Below are 13,255 nucleotides of genomic sequence, written 5' to 3'. Positions count from 1 at the left end.
CCGGCCCGCCGGCGCCCTCCCACACCGGATAAGGATCCTCCGGGGTGAGTACGCCCAGGCGCCGGCATATCTCCACCAGATGCTGGTAACGCCGCTCACCGGTCAGCCGCACCGGATCCTTTTTCGGCGTCCACAGCTCGTGATTACCAGGTACCCAGATCACGGTGGAGAACCGGGAACGCAGCAGTGCCAGCGCCCATTCGACGTCCGCGACGACCTCACCGACGTCACCGGCGACGATCAGCCAGTCCGCGTCCGACTCCGGTCGTAGTTCCTCGATGAACTGCCGGTTCTCGGGGTACGCCACATGTAGATCACTGATGGCGAGCAGCTTCCCAGCCACCCGGAACGTGGTCACCCCTCCAACTTTACCCGATCCCGCCGGGGCGCCGCGTGACGAATCCCAGGGCCAGTTCGATCAGGGCGAGCCCGGCCTGCTGCGCCACCCCCGCGAAAGCCTTGGTGACCTCCAGTTTGCGCTGGTTCTCCGGCGGCGCCCTGGCGGGCCGGACTCCACCAGGACCCGGCCGAGGATCCGGGCTAAAGATCGGTACCCGTGCTGCTCGCTTCTTCTTTTACGTATGCGGCAAAAGCGGGATTTGCCGGAAACAGCTGCCGCGCCGCGGCCAACAGGCGCTCCCGCCCCGCGGGCAGTACTCCCGCCGCGAGCAGGCTGCTCACCGCTCTCCAGAACTCCAGCGAAGATCCGGCGTTCCACCCTGGCTGACGCCCCGCGTCCAGACCGGCGGTCTCCAGTATCTGCCGCGCCGAGACAGGCGTTGGGAATGCCGCGGCCAATGCGTGAACCGCCGGCTCGGACAGACCTGGTGGTGCGGCTGGAACCCCCGGTGGCGATGGTGTGACGCGTGGCTGCCGGGCGGCCGGCGGGAACTGCGGCACCGAATCCACCGACGTCTCACCAGCCGTCAGCCCGCCCGTTTCGGAGACCGGTGCGCCGGCAGGAAAACTCGGCTCACTCGTCGGCTTTCGGCGCCGTGTCCCAACAGCCTCCAGAAGCCGTTGCCGGGCAACTTCCCGAGTGACCCCGAACAGGTCCACCGAGACGATCTGGCGCAGCAGCCCCGGCCGGTCGCAGTCCGCCACCCGCATGACCATCAGCAGCTTCGTCGAACCAGCCGGGTTCGACGCCCAGACGGCCTGCCACTCCTCCGTCGCGAACACCGACGTCAGATAGGAACGCGAGAGCACGACGATCGTGCGTCGGCTGCCGTCCAGAGCCTGCTGCATTTCGGCGACGAAATGAGAACCAGGCGCGAAGTCCCACGCCTGAATCAGGACGTCATGACCGGCCTCTTCCAACGTCCACGCAATCCACTCCGCCCACTGGGTGTCCACCCCCGTGTACGAGACAAAGAAACGCTGTCCCGCCCCGTTCTGACTACCGTCGACCACCCGGACAGCATCCCATACCCCGTACCCACCGCCGGACGCGATACGCGGACCACCTGGCCAGGTACGCGAACCCTCTCCGCGTCCGCGGCGAGCGCGAAGCGGAACGTGCCGTTGGGGCGCGCCCGGGCCCGGCGGGCCTGGTTGGGCAGGGAGCAAGTACCGTCCTGCCAGGGACGAGCGGACCGAAGCGGTTGGCTGGGTGGTGGGCCGCCGCCCGCCGAGCCCACGCCTGGCTGCGTTTGTGACGGTCCGTTGTGAAGATCGCGAGCCGGGGTGCGGTGTAGGTCCGCATCCTGTCGAGCACGCGGGCCGAGTTCCCGGGGCGAAAGGCAGGTTCCGGTAACGGAAGGCAGCCGTCAGTCCCCGACCTGGCTGTATCCGCCACCCGGGTCGTTCCGTGGCTGCCCCGGCCCTGGACGGCCCAATTCCGCCGGACCAGCGCCACGTTTGCGCCATCTCCACCTGGCAGGTGTGTAAGACTTCTGTCGCGGCTTCGCTCTTCTTTCCACGGCGGGGAACGGCGGCTACCGCTTCCGGCCGCCGTGGGGAGAAACGGTCAGAAGGGAATGGGGCACCATGCCTGACGCTGTGATCGAATGGGAGCTCGCCGATGTGCGCGGGATCGGGCTGGACCAGCTCCCCGACAGCACGGACGAGACGCTTCAGACCGAGGTTCGGCGGCTGCTCGACACCCTTGCCCTCCGCATGACCGCCTGGGCCGTGAATGGGACCACCTCCTCCAATGCAAATGGCGCCAAACGCCGGCAGGATTATTGATGCGGCCCGCGCCGCCGGTGGCCGCCGCACGTTCCGGCCCCGGCACCCACCGGTTGTCGGCGCGCGATGTCGACGCCCTCTCGCTCGGTGCGATCGATCCCGACATCGTCCGGCGGCTGGTGGACGCCGAGATCAGCTATCGCCGGATCGCGTTCCGCGCTCTCCTCGACTTCCTGCGGGACCAGCCCGCGCAGTCGGGCCCGCTGACCTCGGCGGAAGTGGCCTGGGATCTCCTCGTCGAGGTGGAACGGCGTGATCCCGCAGCGGTCCGCACGGTACTCGACCGCCCCTTCGCCGGAGCGTGGGCCGCCAGGCTGCTGCGCCGGCTGCGCGCACGGCCGCACGACGACGTGCCGCTGTGGGTCGATGTCGGCTACCTGCACGCCATGGCCGCCGCGGCCGCGGTCCGGGCCGGCGCCGCGGCTGCGCCCACGCGCCTCAGCCTGGAAGACGGCGCTCGCCACTGCTGTCGCAGTTCTGGCCGGACACGCCGCCTCAGCGGCACAACTTCCCGATGCGTAACGCGGTGATGTCCGGCTACGGCATCACCACGATCGTCGTCGAGGCGGGGGAACACAGCGGCGCTCGCATTCAGGCCCGGATGGCGGTGCACCACGGCCGGTCGGTGATCCTGACCGATCTCGTCGTTGACAGCACCGAGTGGGGCGGGGAACTCGTCGGTCGTCCCGACGTCTACGTCGCGTCGTCGATCGCCGAGGTGAGAGCCGTGGTCGAAAAGCTTGCCGAACGTCCGAGCCAACTGGAAGCGGTTCTCAGCCAGATCACCGTCTGATGACCACCCGTTCGCCCGCTCTTGACACACTCCGCGACCTCATCGGCAGCACGGGAATCCTGTTCCTTCGCAATACCGATGGGCGCCCGGAGTCACCTGCAACATCTGCACAGGGATTCCGATCTACGGTCTTTCGTTCGTGCTGGTGGTCATGTTCGTCGCGGCTTCGGGCTACTGCGGGGATACGCGGCGACTACGATAGATCACGGGCCAGAGTACACTCGGGAGATGCGTAGCGCTGAATTTCTCCTCCTGTGCCGTGGGGCCTGAATTCCTCGTCTGTTCCGGCTCACCTGGGCGGCTTCCGCCGTTGCGGGAGGAGGCCTTTTCGGGCTGGTAGTGTCACGGTTGAACGGCGCCTCCTGGCCACCGTTTACAGCTTTCAGCCTCTTCCTCGGCGCGGGATGGGCCTGGGCCGGTCTGGCCTATTTTTTTTAGGACGGTCCTGTGCCACGTCAACTCTGCGCGCGTCGGTGGCGGCGCTGCTCGGTCTGGTCGCGGCCGTGGTCGCATACAGCCTCAGCGATCTTTCGCGTGGGGTCTACCGCACGGTAGATGAAACAGGCCCGCGGTTGGCAACGTACATGGATTGGCGAGGCTTTGTCACCACGACCGGCTTCTGGGTCGTGGTCGCCGTCGTCGTGGCCCCGGTTCTCGGCATCGCCGGGAGGTCGGGACGAGGCTGGCGGACTCGCGCGGTAATCAGCAAACTCCTGATACCGATCCTGGCTCTGACTGAGATGACGCGGCGTTTGGCAATGGAGGCAAGGTTTCAGCCCAGCCCGGTGGCGGTGTATACCTGGGACGTTGTCGAGGGCTGCGCACTCCTGGTCGTGATCGTCATATTGGGAATCTGCGCAGCCCGGACGCTCCAGCGACGCTAAAAGAACGTCCGCGGCCCGGCAGTGCGGGCTGAGCGCCGCGTATCATGCGATTATGAACGCAGGTCCGGTAACTGTGACAGGTCTTGGCGCCTGGGGCATTCTCAAGGAAAGCCCGGATGGTGGGACGCGGTGCGAGGTACGCGAGTTCGCGCTGCTGTCCGACGGGCGTGAAGTGACGCTCTTGGATGACCGGGGGTGGGCAACATCCGCGCCGCTGGACGAGATCTCACTTAACCATATCGTGCGCAACGTCCGTAACGTGGTCCTGCCCGACGACGCCGAGGAAACAGGCGAACAGCACGAGTGGCAACGCTTCGAGCAGCACCTGCGCGAAGCCGGTGTTCTGGCCGCTCCGGACGGGCTCCGACTGCTACCGTACCGCATCATTCTGAGCGTTCCCTGAGGTTGTTCTCGACCTGCGTGCGTACGGCGGCTGGGCTGGCCAATCCATACTCGCCGCATACACGGATCCCATCCACGACCACCCGTACAAGCCATGATCCAAGCGAGTTTGTTGTTGTGTGCGCTTTTTGGCCGCATCAGCGTACACAACGACAAAATCGTGCCGATCTTCTCCGGTGGCCGGCGTCCATCGAAGCGTGCCACCGTTCGCGGGGATACGTATGGCTACATGGCCGGCGCTCTAGATCAACCGTGTGCCGACGCGGCTGAGCGAGCCGGCCGGGTCGCTCAGCCGCGTCGAAGGCCGGCACGTCGACCACCCGCACGCGGTAGGCGTTAGCCGCCAGACGGCCGCCGAGGCGGCGGTAGATGGCGGGACTCTCCCCCGGCCCGGCACGACCAGGACGGTCCCGCGGGTGCGCAGGCCTTCGGGGCCGGTGAAGTCGAGGTAGTCGGTCATGGGCTTTCAGGCTCCTGCCAGTTCGGGCTCGGCGGTGGACACGGGCTGCCAGCCCAGTGCGGGGGCGACCTCGGTGGCGATGAGCTCAAGCGCCCGGATCGCCGCGTCCTGGTCGACCACCGCCGGGTTGAACTGAGCGATCAGGTCGGTGGCGACCGGCAGCACCCGCTCCCGGCGCAACTGTTCGATCAGCTCGTCGGGATGGCCGTAGAAGGAGTGGAAGCGGCGCAGCGCCTCCTCGGTGTCGATCCCCGCTGGGAAGGCACCGCGCACGGAGAACCGCTGGGCGGCCGCGAGGACGTCCGGGCCGATCTGGGCCAGCGCGGTGCGGCGGTCGGCCGCTGGGAAGATGAACCGCGACAGCCCGATGCGCGGCGCCCGCGGCTGCTCCCAGGCGGCGAGGTAGGCGTCCGCCCAGGGCCGCTGCACCTCGTCGGTGGGCTCGTCATAGCCGTAGGTGGCCCGGTTGAGCAGCAGGTTCGAGCCCGCCGCCGCGGCGTACTCCGCGCCTGGCTGGCTGAAGACGCCCTGCCAGACCCGGTCGGTGAAATCGCGGGCGGCCGGCTGGATGGTGAACCCGGGCGCGCCGACCTCCTCGTTCGCGAGCGCCCTGCGCAGTACTGCCAGCCCTTCGCTGGTCAGCTCGCGCTTGTGGGCCACGTCCCGGCCGAACGCGGCGTACTCAAGCTCGCTGCCGCCGCTGCCGACGCCGATCTCGACCCGGCCGCCGCTGAGGGTGTCGACGACCGCCACGTCCTCGGCCAGCCGCACCGGGTCCTCCAACGGCAGGACCGTGATCGCGGTGGCGAGCCGGATGTGCCTGGTGCGGGCGGCGGCGTAGGCCAGGAACGTCCACGGTGAAGGCAGGCCACCGCCGCCCAGCGACACGTGGTGCTGGGCCACCCAGCCGACGTCGAAGCCGAGCTCGTCGGCGACGACGAACAGCTCCTGGGCGTCGCGGTAGGCCGCCGTGAAGTCGGTACGTCCCCGGTCGTCGGCACGTCCCTGGACGTGGGTGAGGAAGCCGAGCCGGAAACGCGGCCGGCCGCCGGGCCGATCGGTCATGCGCTGGCGCCTTTCAGGGTCGACTGGGCGGATGCGGATGCGGATGCGCCCGCCGGAGCCGGGACGGCACCGATGGGAGCGGCGCCGGCGGGAACGGCGGGAACGGCGGGAGCCGGGACGGCGTCCGCGGGCACCGGGCGGGCGGGGGCCGCGGGGCGGACCGCCGCGGGGACGTCCGCTCCGAGGACGAGGTCGAGGACGGCCCCGGCGCCGCCGGTGGGGAGCTCGCCGCCGCGCCAGGCCACGTGCTGGTCGGGACGGACCAGCACGTTGTCGGCGCCGTACAGCGCGCGGGCCGACGGATCGGTGAGGTGGACGACCGTGAACGGCAGCGCGCGGGCCGTCGCCTCGGCGACGAACGCCCGCTCCACGGCCCGGTCCGCGGTGCTGTCCACGGCCCGGTCCGCGGACAGCACCAGCAGCGCGAAGTTGTTGCCGATCCGGTCGTAGAACGTGTCGCCGTAGGGGTCGACGAAGCCGTCCGGCGCGCGGTGGCCCGGGCGCGGGTCGTCCTCGTAGTGGTCCGCGTGCCACGGCGGCTCCGTGTCCGACTGGCCGTCCTCGTACCAGATCACCGCGGATGCGTCGTAACGCTCGTCGAAGGTCACACCGGCCGCGGCGAACGGGTTCCGGGCGATGCGGGCGCTGATCTCGGCGCGCCGCCGCCGCGCCTGCGCGCTGGTGTCGGCGTCGTCGGGGATGCCAAGCTCGCGCAGCTCCGCCAGCAGCGCCTGCGACTGCCGGCCGCGCTCCAGCGCGTGGTCGGCGACCCGCCAGTTGTGCCGGCGGCGCTCCTGGTCGTAGGAGTCCAGCAGGGTGTCGGGTGCCTGGCCGGCGAGTACGGCGGCGAGCTTCCAGCCGAGGTTGGCGACGTCGCCGAAGCCCTCGCCCAGGTTGCCGCCCGGAGTGCGCACATGGGCGGCGTCACCGGCCAGCAGCACCCGCCCGCGGCGGAACGTCCGCGCGATCCGGGTGGCGTCGTAGAAGGTCGTCGCCGAGACCAGTTCCAGGTCCAGGTCGAAGCCGAACGCCGCCCGGGCGATGCCGAGCAGCTCGGCCTCGGGGGGCTCGTAGCCGAGTGGGTACGGCCCGGCGTACACCCGCCACTCACGGGTGCTCACCGCCGCCAGGAAGCCCGAGGCCCGCTGGTTGAAGACGATGTTGGTGCCGCTGGGCGCCGCGCCGACGACGTCCGCGATGTCGCCGGTGCGGACGATGAGCCGCAGCCGTTTCTCGGTGGCGTACTCACCCTCGCGCTCGATGCCGGCCAGCCCGCGGACCGTGCTGCTGCCGCCGTCCGCGCCGATCACGTACCGCGCCCGGACGGTCCGCCGCACGGCGCCGCCCTCGGGAGATCCTGCTTCAGGGATGCTGGCTGTGGGGGAGCCGGCCGCGAGGAGAACGGCCTCGACGTGGTCGGTGCGCTCTCGCAGCGCGTCCAGCCGCCAGCCGCCGGAGACGCTGACACCGCGTTCACCCAGATGGGTGAGGAAGACCTGCTGCAGCGCGGTCTGCGGACGGCGCAGCGCCTCCTGCGACGAGTGGCGGCCGGTGAACGGCCCGCCGCCGAGTGGCCCGGTGAAGGACGGGCGCCGGGGCTCGCCCAGCTCGTGGCCGACGAGGGAGGTGACCAGGCGGATGCCCCGGTTCCACTCCGGTGGGAAGGTCCACTCGTCCCGGATCCGCTGCAGCAGCCCCCAGCGGCGGAAGTGTTCCACCGTCCGCGAGTTGTGGCCCATCGCGCCGGCCCGGACCAGCGTCGCGGCACGGGCCCGGTCGACGACCGCGACCTCGACCCCGCGGGCGGTGAGCTCGACCGCGGCCGACAGGCCCACCGGGCCGGCGCCGACGATCAGCACGTCGACCTCGGTCGGCGGGGTGGCGGCCGGGAACCGCACGGTGTGGATGTCGCGCCCACCTGTCACCGAGTACGCCGTCACCGACGCGGTCATGCCGCACCACCCGCGACGCCGGCGGCCACGGTCCCGAGCCCGGTGCCGGCACCGGCGTCCACGGCGGTGCCGGCCGCGGCCGCCGCGCGCTCCAGGGTGTGGCGGTTGACGGGGAACGGCAGGCCGAGGTTCTCGCGCAGGGTGCCGCCCTCGTACTCGGTGCGGAACAGGCCGCGCTTCTGCAGCAGCGGGACCACGTCGCCGATGAAGCGCTCCAGGTCGTCGTGGGTGCGGAAGCGCAGGTTCAGGCCGTCTGCCGCGCCGGTCCGGAACCAGTGCTCGATGGTGTCGGCGACGGTGTCCGGGGCGCCGGTGAACGGTGACGGCCGGTACTCGGTGAGGGTCTCGACGACCTGGCGCAGGGTCTGACCGGCCTCGCGGGCCCGCCGGACGATCTCCAGGCCGTGGGTGCGGCCGCCCTTCTCGGCCAGGTGCGCGATGTCGGGGAACGGGGCGTCGAGGTCGTGCTGGCCGAAGTCGTAGGCGCCGAAAGCGCGGCCGAGGAAGGCGAGCTTGCGGTCGAAGTCGTTGTCGGCCTCGAAGATCTCGCGGGAGACGCGGTGCGCCTCCTCGTCGGTGTCGCCGATGACGGGGCTGGCGCCGACGAAGATGACCACGTGGCCGGGTTCGCGGCCGAGCGCGGCGGCGCGTGTCTTGACGTCGTGGTAGTACTCCTGTGCCCGCGGCAGCGACTCGCCGGGGGCGTAGATGCCCTCCGCGATGTGGGCGGCCAGGTTGCGTCCCTCCTCGGAGACCCCGGCCTGGAAGATCACCGGCTGGCCCTGCGGCGACCGCGACAGGTTCAGCGGCCCGGCCACCCTGAAGTGCCCGCCGACGTGGTTGAGGGCGTGCAGTCTGGTCGGGTCGAGGAAGACGTCGCGCTCGACGTCGGCGGGGAAGGCGTCGTCCTCGTAGGAGTCCCACAGCCCGCGCACCACCCGCACCGCCTCCAGGGCACGGCCGTACCGGGTGCCGTAGTCGAGGTGCTCGTCCAGCCCGTAGTTGCGGGACGTCTGGGTGTCGAAGCTGGTGACGACGTTCCAGCCGGCGCGCCCGCCGCTGATGTGGTCCAGCGAGGCGAACCGCCGGGCGAGGTTGAACGGCGAGTTGTACGTCGAGCTGGCCGTGCCGACCAGGCCGAGGGCGCTGGTGTGGGTCGCGACCGCCGACAGCAGNGGCTCGAGCCGGTTGAGATAGTGCGCCGGGTAGCTGGCGTTGATGAACTGGCTGTCGACGATGAAGAACGCGTCGAACAGCGCCCGCTCGGCGGTCTGCGCCTGCTGGATGTAGTAGTTGATGTCGACACTGGCGTTCTTCGGGACACGCTGGTCCTTCCACAGGCCGTGCTGGCCGGGGCCACCGACGCCGTAGGCGCTCAGAGCAAGGTGGAGCTTGCGGGTCATGTCGTTTCCTCTTCTCCTCTTCGGCGAAAGTCGGCCGGGACCGGTGGGACCGGGGCGGCCGGCGGATCGACGGAGATCAGGCCGGCAGGCGGAGACCGGCGGGGAGCAGGAGCGCGGCGGAACTCGTGGGGTCAGGCGTGCAGCAGGGCGCGCAGCGCCTCGCGTTCGGCGCGGGTGGCGGCGGAGCGCAGCGTGGGCGCCGAGCCGACGAGCAGGCGGGNGAGCCGACGAGCAGGCGGGTGTAAGGGTGCCGCGGGGTGTTGATGATCGCGCGGGCGTCGCCCACCTCGACAAGCTCGCCCTGGTAGAGCACTGCGATCCGGTCGGCGACGCCGGCGACGGACCCGAGGTCGTGCGAGATGAAGATCAGTGCGACGCCGGCGTCCCGCAGCTCCTTGAGGATCTCCAGGACGCCCACCCGGTTGGCGGAGTCGAGCGCGCTGACCGGCTCGTCCAGGATGATCAGGGCGGGCTCGGCGACCAGGGCCCGCGCCACGGCGACGCGCTGGCGCTGGCCGCCGGAGAGCTCCCCGGGCAGCAGGGCGAACAGCTCCTCGTCCAGGCGGACCCGGGCGAGGTAGGCGCGGCCGCGGGCGATCGCCTCCTGGCGGGGCACGCCCTGGATCAGCAACGGCTCGATCAGCGACTCCCCGACGCTGAGGTCCGGGTCGAGGCTGCGCAGCGGGTCCTGGAACACGTACTGGACGACGCCGCGTCGGCGCAGCGCCCGCCACTGCTGGTGGGAGTATCCGGAGACCTCCTCGCCGGCGATGCGGATCCGGCCGCCGGAGGAGCGCACCAGGCCCAGCACCGCTCGGGCGAAGGTCGATTTGCCCGAGCCTGTCTCTCCGATCACACCGACGGTCTCACCGCTGTGCACCGTCAGAGAGGCGCCGTGCAGCGCCCGGCGTCGCCTGCGCCCCCGTCCGTAGTGCACCTCGAGGCCGGCGACGTCGAGAACCGGCCGGTCGTCGTCGGTCGGCACGTCAGTGGACACCGTCGAGCACCTTCCGCTCGTCGGGGCCGGTCGGGCTGTCCAGGTACCGTTCCAGGCCGTACTGCTCGTGCTCGGCGATCAGCAGCCTGGTGTACTCGTGCCGCGGGCGGTAGAGCACGTCCGCGGTCGCCCCGTGCTCGACGACGTCGCCCTGGCGCATCACCAGGACCTCGTCGCACACCTGCGCGACGACGGCCAGGTCGTGCGAGACGACCACGAGCGCGAGCCCGGTCCGCTCCTGCAGGTCGGCCAGCAGGTCGAGGATCTCGGCCTGCACGGTGACGTCGAGCGCGGTGGTCACCTCGTCGGCGATGAGCACCTGTGGGCCGGCGGCGATCGCCGCGGCGATCAGGATCCGCTGGAGCATCCCGCCGGACAGTTCGAAGGCGTACTGGTCGTAGACCAGTTCGGGGTTGCGCAGGTGCACCGCGGCCAGCAGTTCGAAGGTGCGGTGCCGTGCCGCCCGCCGGCCCAGGCCCAGCTTGACCCGGATGACCTCGGCGATCTGCGTCCCGACCTTGACGGACGGGTTGAGGTAGGACGCGGGGTCCTGGAACACCGCGCTGATCGTCGACCCGCGCAGGCCGGTCCACTCCCGGGTGGTCAGGCCGGCGATATCCCGGCCGACGATCTCGATCGACCCGTCGGACACGGTGAGGTGCTCGGGCAGGATGCCGAGGAGCGCCCGGCAGGTCAGCGTCTTGCCGCTGCCGGACTCGCCGACGATGCCGAGCGCCCTGCCGGGCCGCAGCTCGAACGAGACGCCGTGCACGATCTCCCGGTCGTTGACCCCGTCCCGGATCCGTATGTCCCGGGCCACCAGCACGGCGGCGNCGGCGTCCGCCGCGGCCGTCTCCGCCGCGGGTGTCGCGGGGGCGTCCGCGGCGGGGGCCGTGCCGTCGGGGAGAGCCGTGCTGTTGGGAAGGGCCGTGCTCATCGGGCAGCACCTCCGACGGAGAGCGGTTCGGGGTTGTCGACAGTGCCGGCGCGGTGGGCGCGTGCCCTGCGGCTGTTCAGCAGCGCCCGTCCGGCCTCGCCGGAGACGTCGCGGATCGCGTCGGCCAGCAGGTTGCTGCCCCAGACCGTCGCCATGATCATGACGGCGGGCGCGATCGGGGCCCACGGCTGGTACGCCAGGTAGCCCAGGGCGGAGGCGAGCAGCCCACCCCAGGTCGGTGCCGGTGGCTGCACGCCGATGCCGAGGAAGGTCAGGCTGGAGACGACGACGAAGCCGGTGCCGATGGTATAAGCCAGCGCCACCGTGATCGGTGGCAGCACCTTCCCCCACACGTGCCGGCGCACGACCAGGCCGACCGACGCCCCGGCGATCAGCGCCGCCTCGACGTACTGGGACCGGGCGACCGCCAGCGTCGCCGCCCGCGACACCCGGTAGAACAGCGGCGAGACGAGCACGCCGACGACGAACATCGCCTGCGGGATTCCGTTGCCGAGCAGCGCGGTAACGGCCACGGCGTACACCAGGAACGGCAGCGCGACGAGGGTGTCGGTGATCCGCAGCGTGCACCACTCGAACAGACGGCCCAGGTACACCGACAGGATGCCGGGGATCACTCCCACCACCAGCGCGATCAGCACGACCTGCAGGGCGCCGAGCACACTGGTGCGGGACCCGTCGAGCAGCCGGCTGAACACGTCCCGGCCCAGGTAGTCGGTGCCGAGCCAGTGCGACCAGGACGGGCCGGCGAGCGTCTGTGGGCTCGTCTCGAGCGGGTCGTGCGGGGCCAGCACCGGGCCGAGGGCCGCCAGCAGGATGATCACGGACAGGACGCCGACGGCGATGCGGCCCGCGTTCAGGCCAAGGATGCGACGGACCATGTCACAGCCCCCGCTGCGAGGCCGGGGTGACCCGGGCCAGGATGATGTTGACGATCAGGTTGAAGGTGACGACCAGGACGATCGAGATGACCAGCACGCCCTGGACGGCCGGCACGTCACCGGCCTGGGCCGCGTCGTTGGCGAACCGCCCGAACCCCTGCAGCCCGAAGATCCACTCGGTGACGACCGAGCTGCCGATGAGCATGGGGAACTTCAGGCCGAGCACCGCGAGGGCCGGCCCGGTACCGTTGCGCAGCACGTGCCGGAAGAAGATCCGCCGCGGGCTCAGCCCCCGCACCACCGCGCCGATCACGTAGTTCTCCTGGTAGGCGGCGATGAGGCCGGCCCGCAGCTGCCGGGCGACGTCCGCGACCGTGTCGAAGCTCAGAGCCAGCGCGGGCAGCAGGACGTGGGAGAGCCACGGCCAGGCGCCCGCGCTTGCCGGGACGTACCCGGCGGAGGGGAACCAGCCCAGCCCGACGGCGAAGATTGAGACCAGGACGATGCCGACCACGAACGGCGGCGTCACCGAGATGATCGTGGTGAAGCCGGTGATCGCCCGGTCGATCCAGGTGGTGCGGCGCAGCGCGGCCAGCGCACCCAGCGCGAAGCCGCCGACGATGCCAATGATCAAAGCTGCTGTCGCCACCGACAGGCTGATGGACAGGCCGTTGCCGATCAACGTGGCGATGTCGGCGCCGTTGGCCCAGCTGGCGCCGAGATCACCATGCAGGATGTTCTCGAACCACGTCCAGTACTGGGCGAGGAAGGGGCGGTCGAGACCCCACTCCTGCTCGATCCGGGCGACGGCCTCCGGGGTGGCGCTCTCCCCGAGCTGGATCTGCGCCGGGCTGAGCCCGCTGATCGCTCTCAGCGCGAAGGTCGCGAAGGTCGCCACCAGGAAGACGGGAACGAAGATCAAAACCGAGCGGGCGAGGGTGACCAGGCCGCGGCCGGCCGCCCGTCGCGCCCTGGCCACGGCGACCTGTCCACGCCGGTCAGACACGACCGCGTAGCCAGCCGTGCTCACCGCCATGGGGTTGCCTCCTCTCTTCGGGTCGGAATTCTCGTCGGGCTGGGCTGTTCTTCAGCCGGGATATCATTCGGGATATCAACTGGGATATCAGCCGGGATATGTCCGGGCCGGAATCTCTCCGGCCCGGAACGGATGTCGTCGGGCTGGGACGCCTGTATCTGGATTACCGGGATCCGGATTACGGAATACGGAATACCGGGATCTGGATTGCGGGGCATGGCGGCCGGCGGGGTCAGG

General features: G+C 70.6%; 15 protein-coding genes. 5 read left to right on the top strand and 10 right to left on the bottom strand.

What is annotated here, in order from left to right:
* A partial coding sequence (locus tag FrCorBMG51_RS30530) for a metallophosphoesterase family protein (protein WP_235433299.1) occupies positions 1-358 on the bottom strand: 358 nt, incomplete at its 3' end.
* A 182-nt stretch (positions 359-540) separates the two neighbouring features.
* On the bottom strand, positions 541-1,413 hold the full coding sequence (locus FrCorBMG51_RS26195; RefSeq protein WP_076843289.1) for a TIR domain-containing protein: 873 nt from the start codon (positions 1,411-1,413) through the stop codon (positions 541-543).
* 576 nt (positions 1,414-1,989) lie between these two features.
* Between FrCorBMG51_RS26195 and FrCorBMG51_RS04170 the strand changes: the two genes are divergently transcribed.
* The 5 genes from FrCorBMG51_RS04170 to FrCorBMG51_RS04150 all read left to right on the top strand — a co-directional run bounded on the left by FrCorBMG51_RS04170 (position 1,990) and on the right by FrCorBMG51_RS04150 (position 4,270).
* Positions 1,990-2,190: a hypothetical protein gene (locus FrCorBMG51_RS04170; protein WP_047221787.1), complete on the top strand. Its 201-nt coding sequence runs from the start codon at positions 1,990-1,992 to the stop codon at positions 2,188-2,190.
* Positions 2,190-2,720 (top strand): HEXXH motif domain-containing protein, encoded by a 531-nt coding sequence (locus FrCorBMG51_RS24640; RefSeq protein WP_052914271.1) that lies wholly within the window; start codon positions 2,190-2,192, stop codon positions 2,718-2,720. Before FrCorBMG51_RS04170 ends, FrCorBMG51_RS24640 begins: the two co-directional genes overlap by 1 nt.
* Complete coding sequence (locus FrCorBMG51_RS30525; protein ID WP_052914270.1) at positions 2,705-2,983, top strand: DNA-processing protein DprA; 279 nt, start codon at positions 2,705-2,707, stop codon at positions 2,981-2,983. The genes FrCorBMG51_RS24640 and FrCorBMG51_RS30525 overlap by 16 nt, the downstream gene beginning before the upstream one ends.
* A 473-nt stretch (positions 2,984-3,456) precedes the next feature.
* Positions 3,457-3,867, top strand: coding sequence for a hypothetical protein (locus tag FrCorBMG51_RS04155; RefSeq protein ID WP_047221785.1), 411 nt, complete (start codon positions 3,457-3,459; stop codon positions 3,865-3,867).
* Between the two features lie 73 nt (positions 3,868-3,940).
* Complete coding sequence (locus FrCorBMG51_RS04150) at positions 3,941-4,270, top strand: hypothetical protein (protein WP_052914269.1); 330 nt, start codon at positions 3,941-3,943, stop codon at positions 4,268-4,270.
* Positions 4,271-4,510: 240 nt separating this feature from the next.
* On the opposite strand, the gene FrCorBMG51_RS26185 is transcribed toward FrCorBMG51_RS04150, so the two are convergent.
* The 8 genes from FrCorBMG51_RS26185 to FrCorBMG51_RS04115 form a co-directional block, all read right to left on the bottom strand.
* Positions 4,511-4,729, bottom strand: coding sequence for a hypothetical protein (locus FrCorBMG51_RS26185; RefSeq protein ID WP_200902323.1), 219 nt, complete (start codon positions 4,727-4,729; stop codon positions 4,511-4,513).
* A 6-nt stretch (positions 4,730-4,735) separates the two neighbouring features.
* A complete protein-coding gene (locus tag FrCorBMG51_RS04145) occupies positions 4,736-5,794 on the bottom strand; it encodes an LLM class flavin-dependent oxidoreductase (protein ID WP_047221784.1) in 1,059 nt (352 codons plus the stop codon).
* Positions 5,791-7,746, bottom strand: coding sequence for an FAD-dependent oxidoreductase (locus tag FrCorBMG51_RS04140; protein WP_086055233.1), 1,956 nt, complete (start codon positions 7,744-7,746; stop codon positions 5,791-5,793). Before FrCorBMG51_RS04140 ends, FrCorBMG51_RS04145 begins: the two co-directional genes overlap by 4 nt.
* Complete coding sequence (locus FrCorBMG51_RS04135; RefSeq protein WP_047221783.1) at positions 7,743-9,149, bottom strand: NtaA/DmoA family FMN-dependent monooxygenase; 1,407 nt, start codon at positions 9,147-9,149, stop codon at positions 7,743-7,745. Before FrCorBMG51_RS04135 ends, FrCorBMG51_RS04140 begins: the two co-directional genes overlap by 4 nt.
* 76 nt (positions 9,150-9,225) lie before the next feature.
* Positions 9,226-10,005 (bottom strand): ABC transporter ATP-binding protein, encoded by a 780-nt coding sequence (locus FrCorBMG51_RS04130; RefSeq protein ID WP_476742102.1) that lies wholly within the window; start codon positions 10,003-10,005, stop codon positions 9,226-9,228.
* A 130-nt stretch (positions 10,006-10,135) separates the two neighbouring features.
* On the bottom strand, positions 10,136-11,083 hold the full coding sequence (locus tag FrCorBMG51_RS04125) for an ABC transporter ATP-binding protein (RefSeq protein ID WP_047221782.1): 948 nt from the start codon (positions 11,081-11,083) through the stop codon (positions 10,136-10,138).
* Positions 11,080-11,982 (bottom strand): ABC transporter permease, encoded by a 903-nt coding sequence (locus FrCorBMG51_RS04120; RefSeq protein ID WP_047221781.1) that lies wholly within the window; start codon positions 11,980-11,982, stop codon positions 11,080-11,082. The genes FrCorBMG51_RS04125 and FrCorBMG51_RS04120 overlap by 4 nt, the downstream gene beginning before the upstream one ends.
* A 1-nt stretch (position 11,983) precedes the next feature.
* Complete coding sequence (locus FrCorBMG51_RS04115) at positions 11,984-13,018, bottom strand: ABC transporter permease (RefSeq protein ID WP_047221780.1); 1,035 nt, start codon at positions 13,016-13,018, stop codon at positions 11,984-11,986.
* Positions 13,019-13,255: the final 237 nt, after the last annotated feature.

This window comes from Protofrankia coriariae, assembly GCF_001017755.1.
GTDB lineage: Bacteria > Actinomycetota > Actinomycetes > Frankiales > Frankiaceae > Protofrankia > Protofrankia coriariae.
The sequence above is the reverse complement of the archived record's forward strand: the minus strand, read 5'-3'. Positions and strand labels throughout refer to the sequence as shown.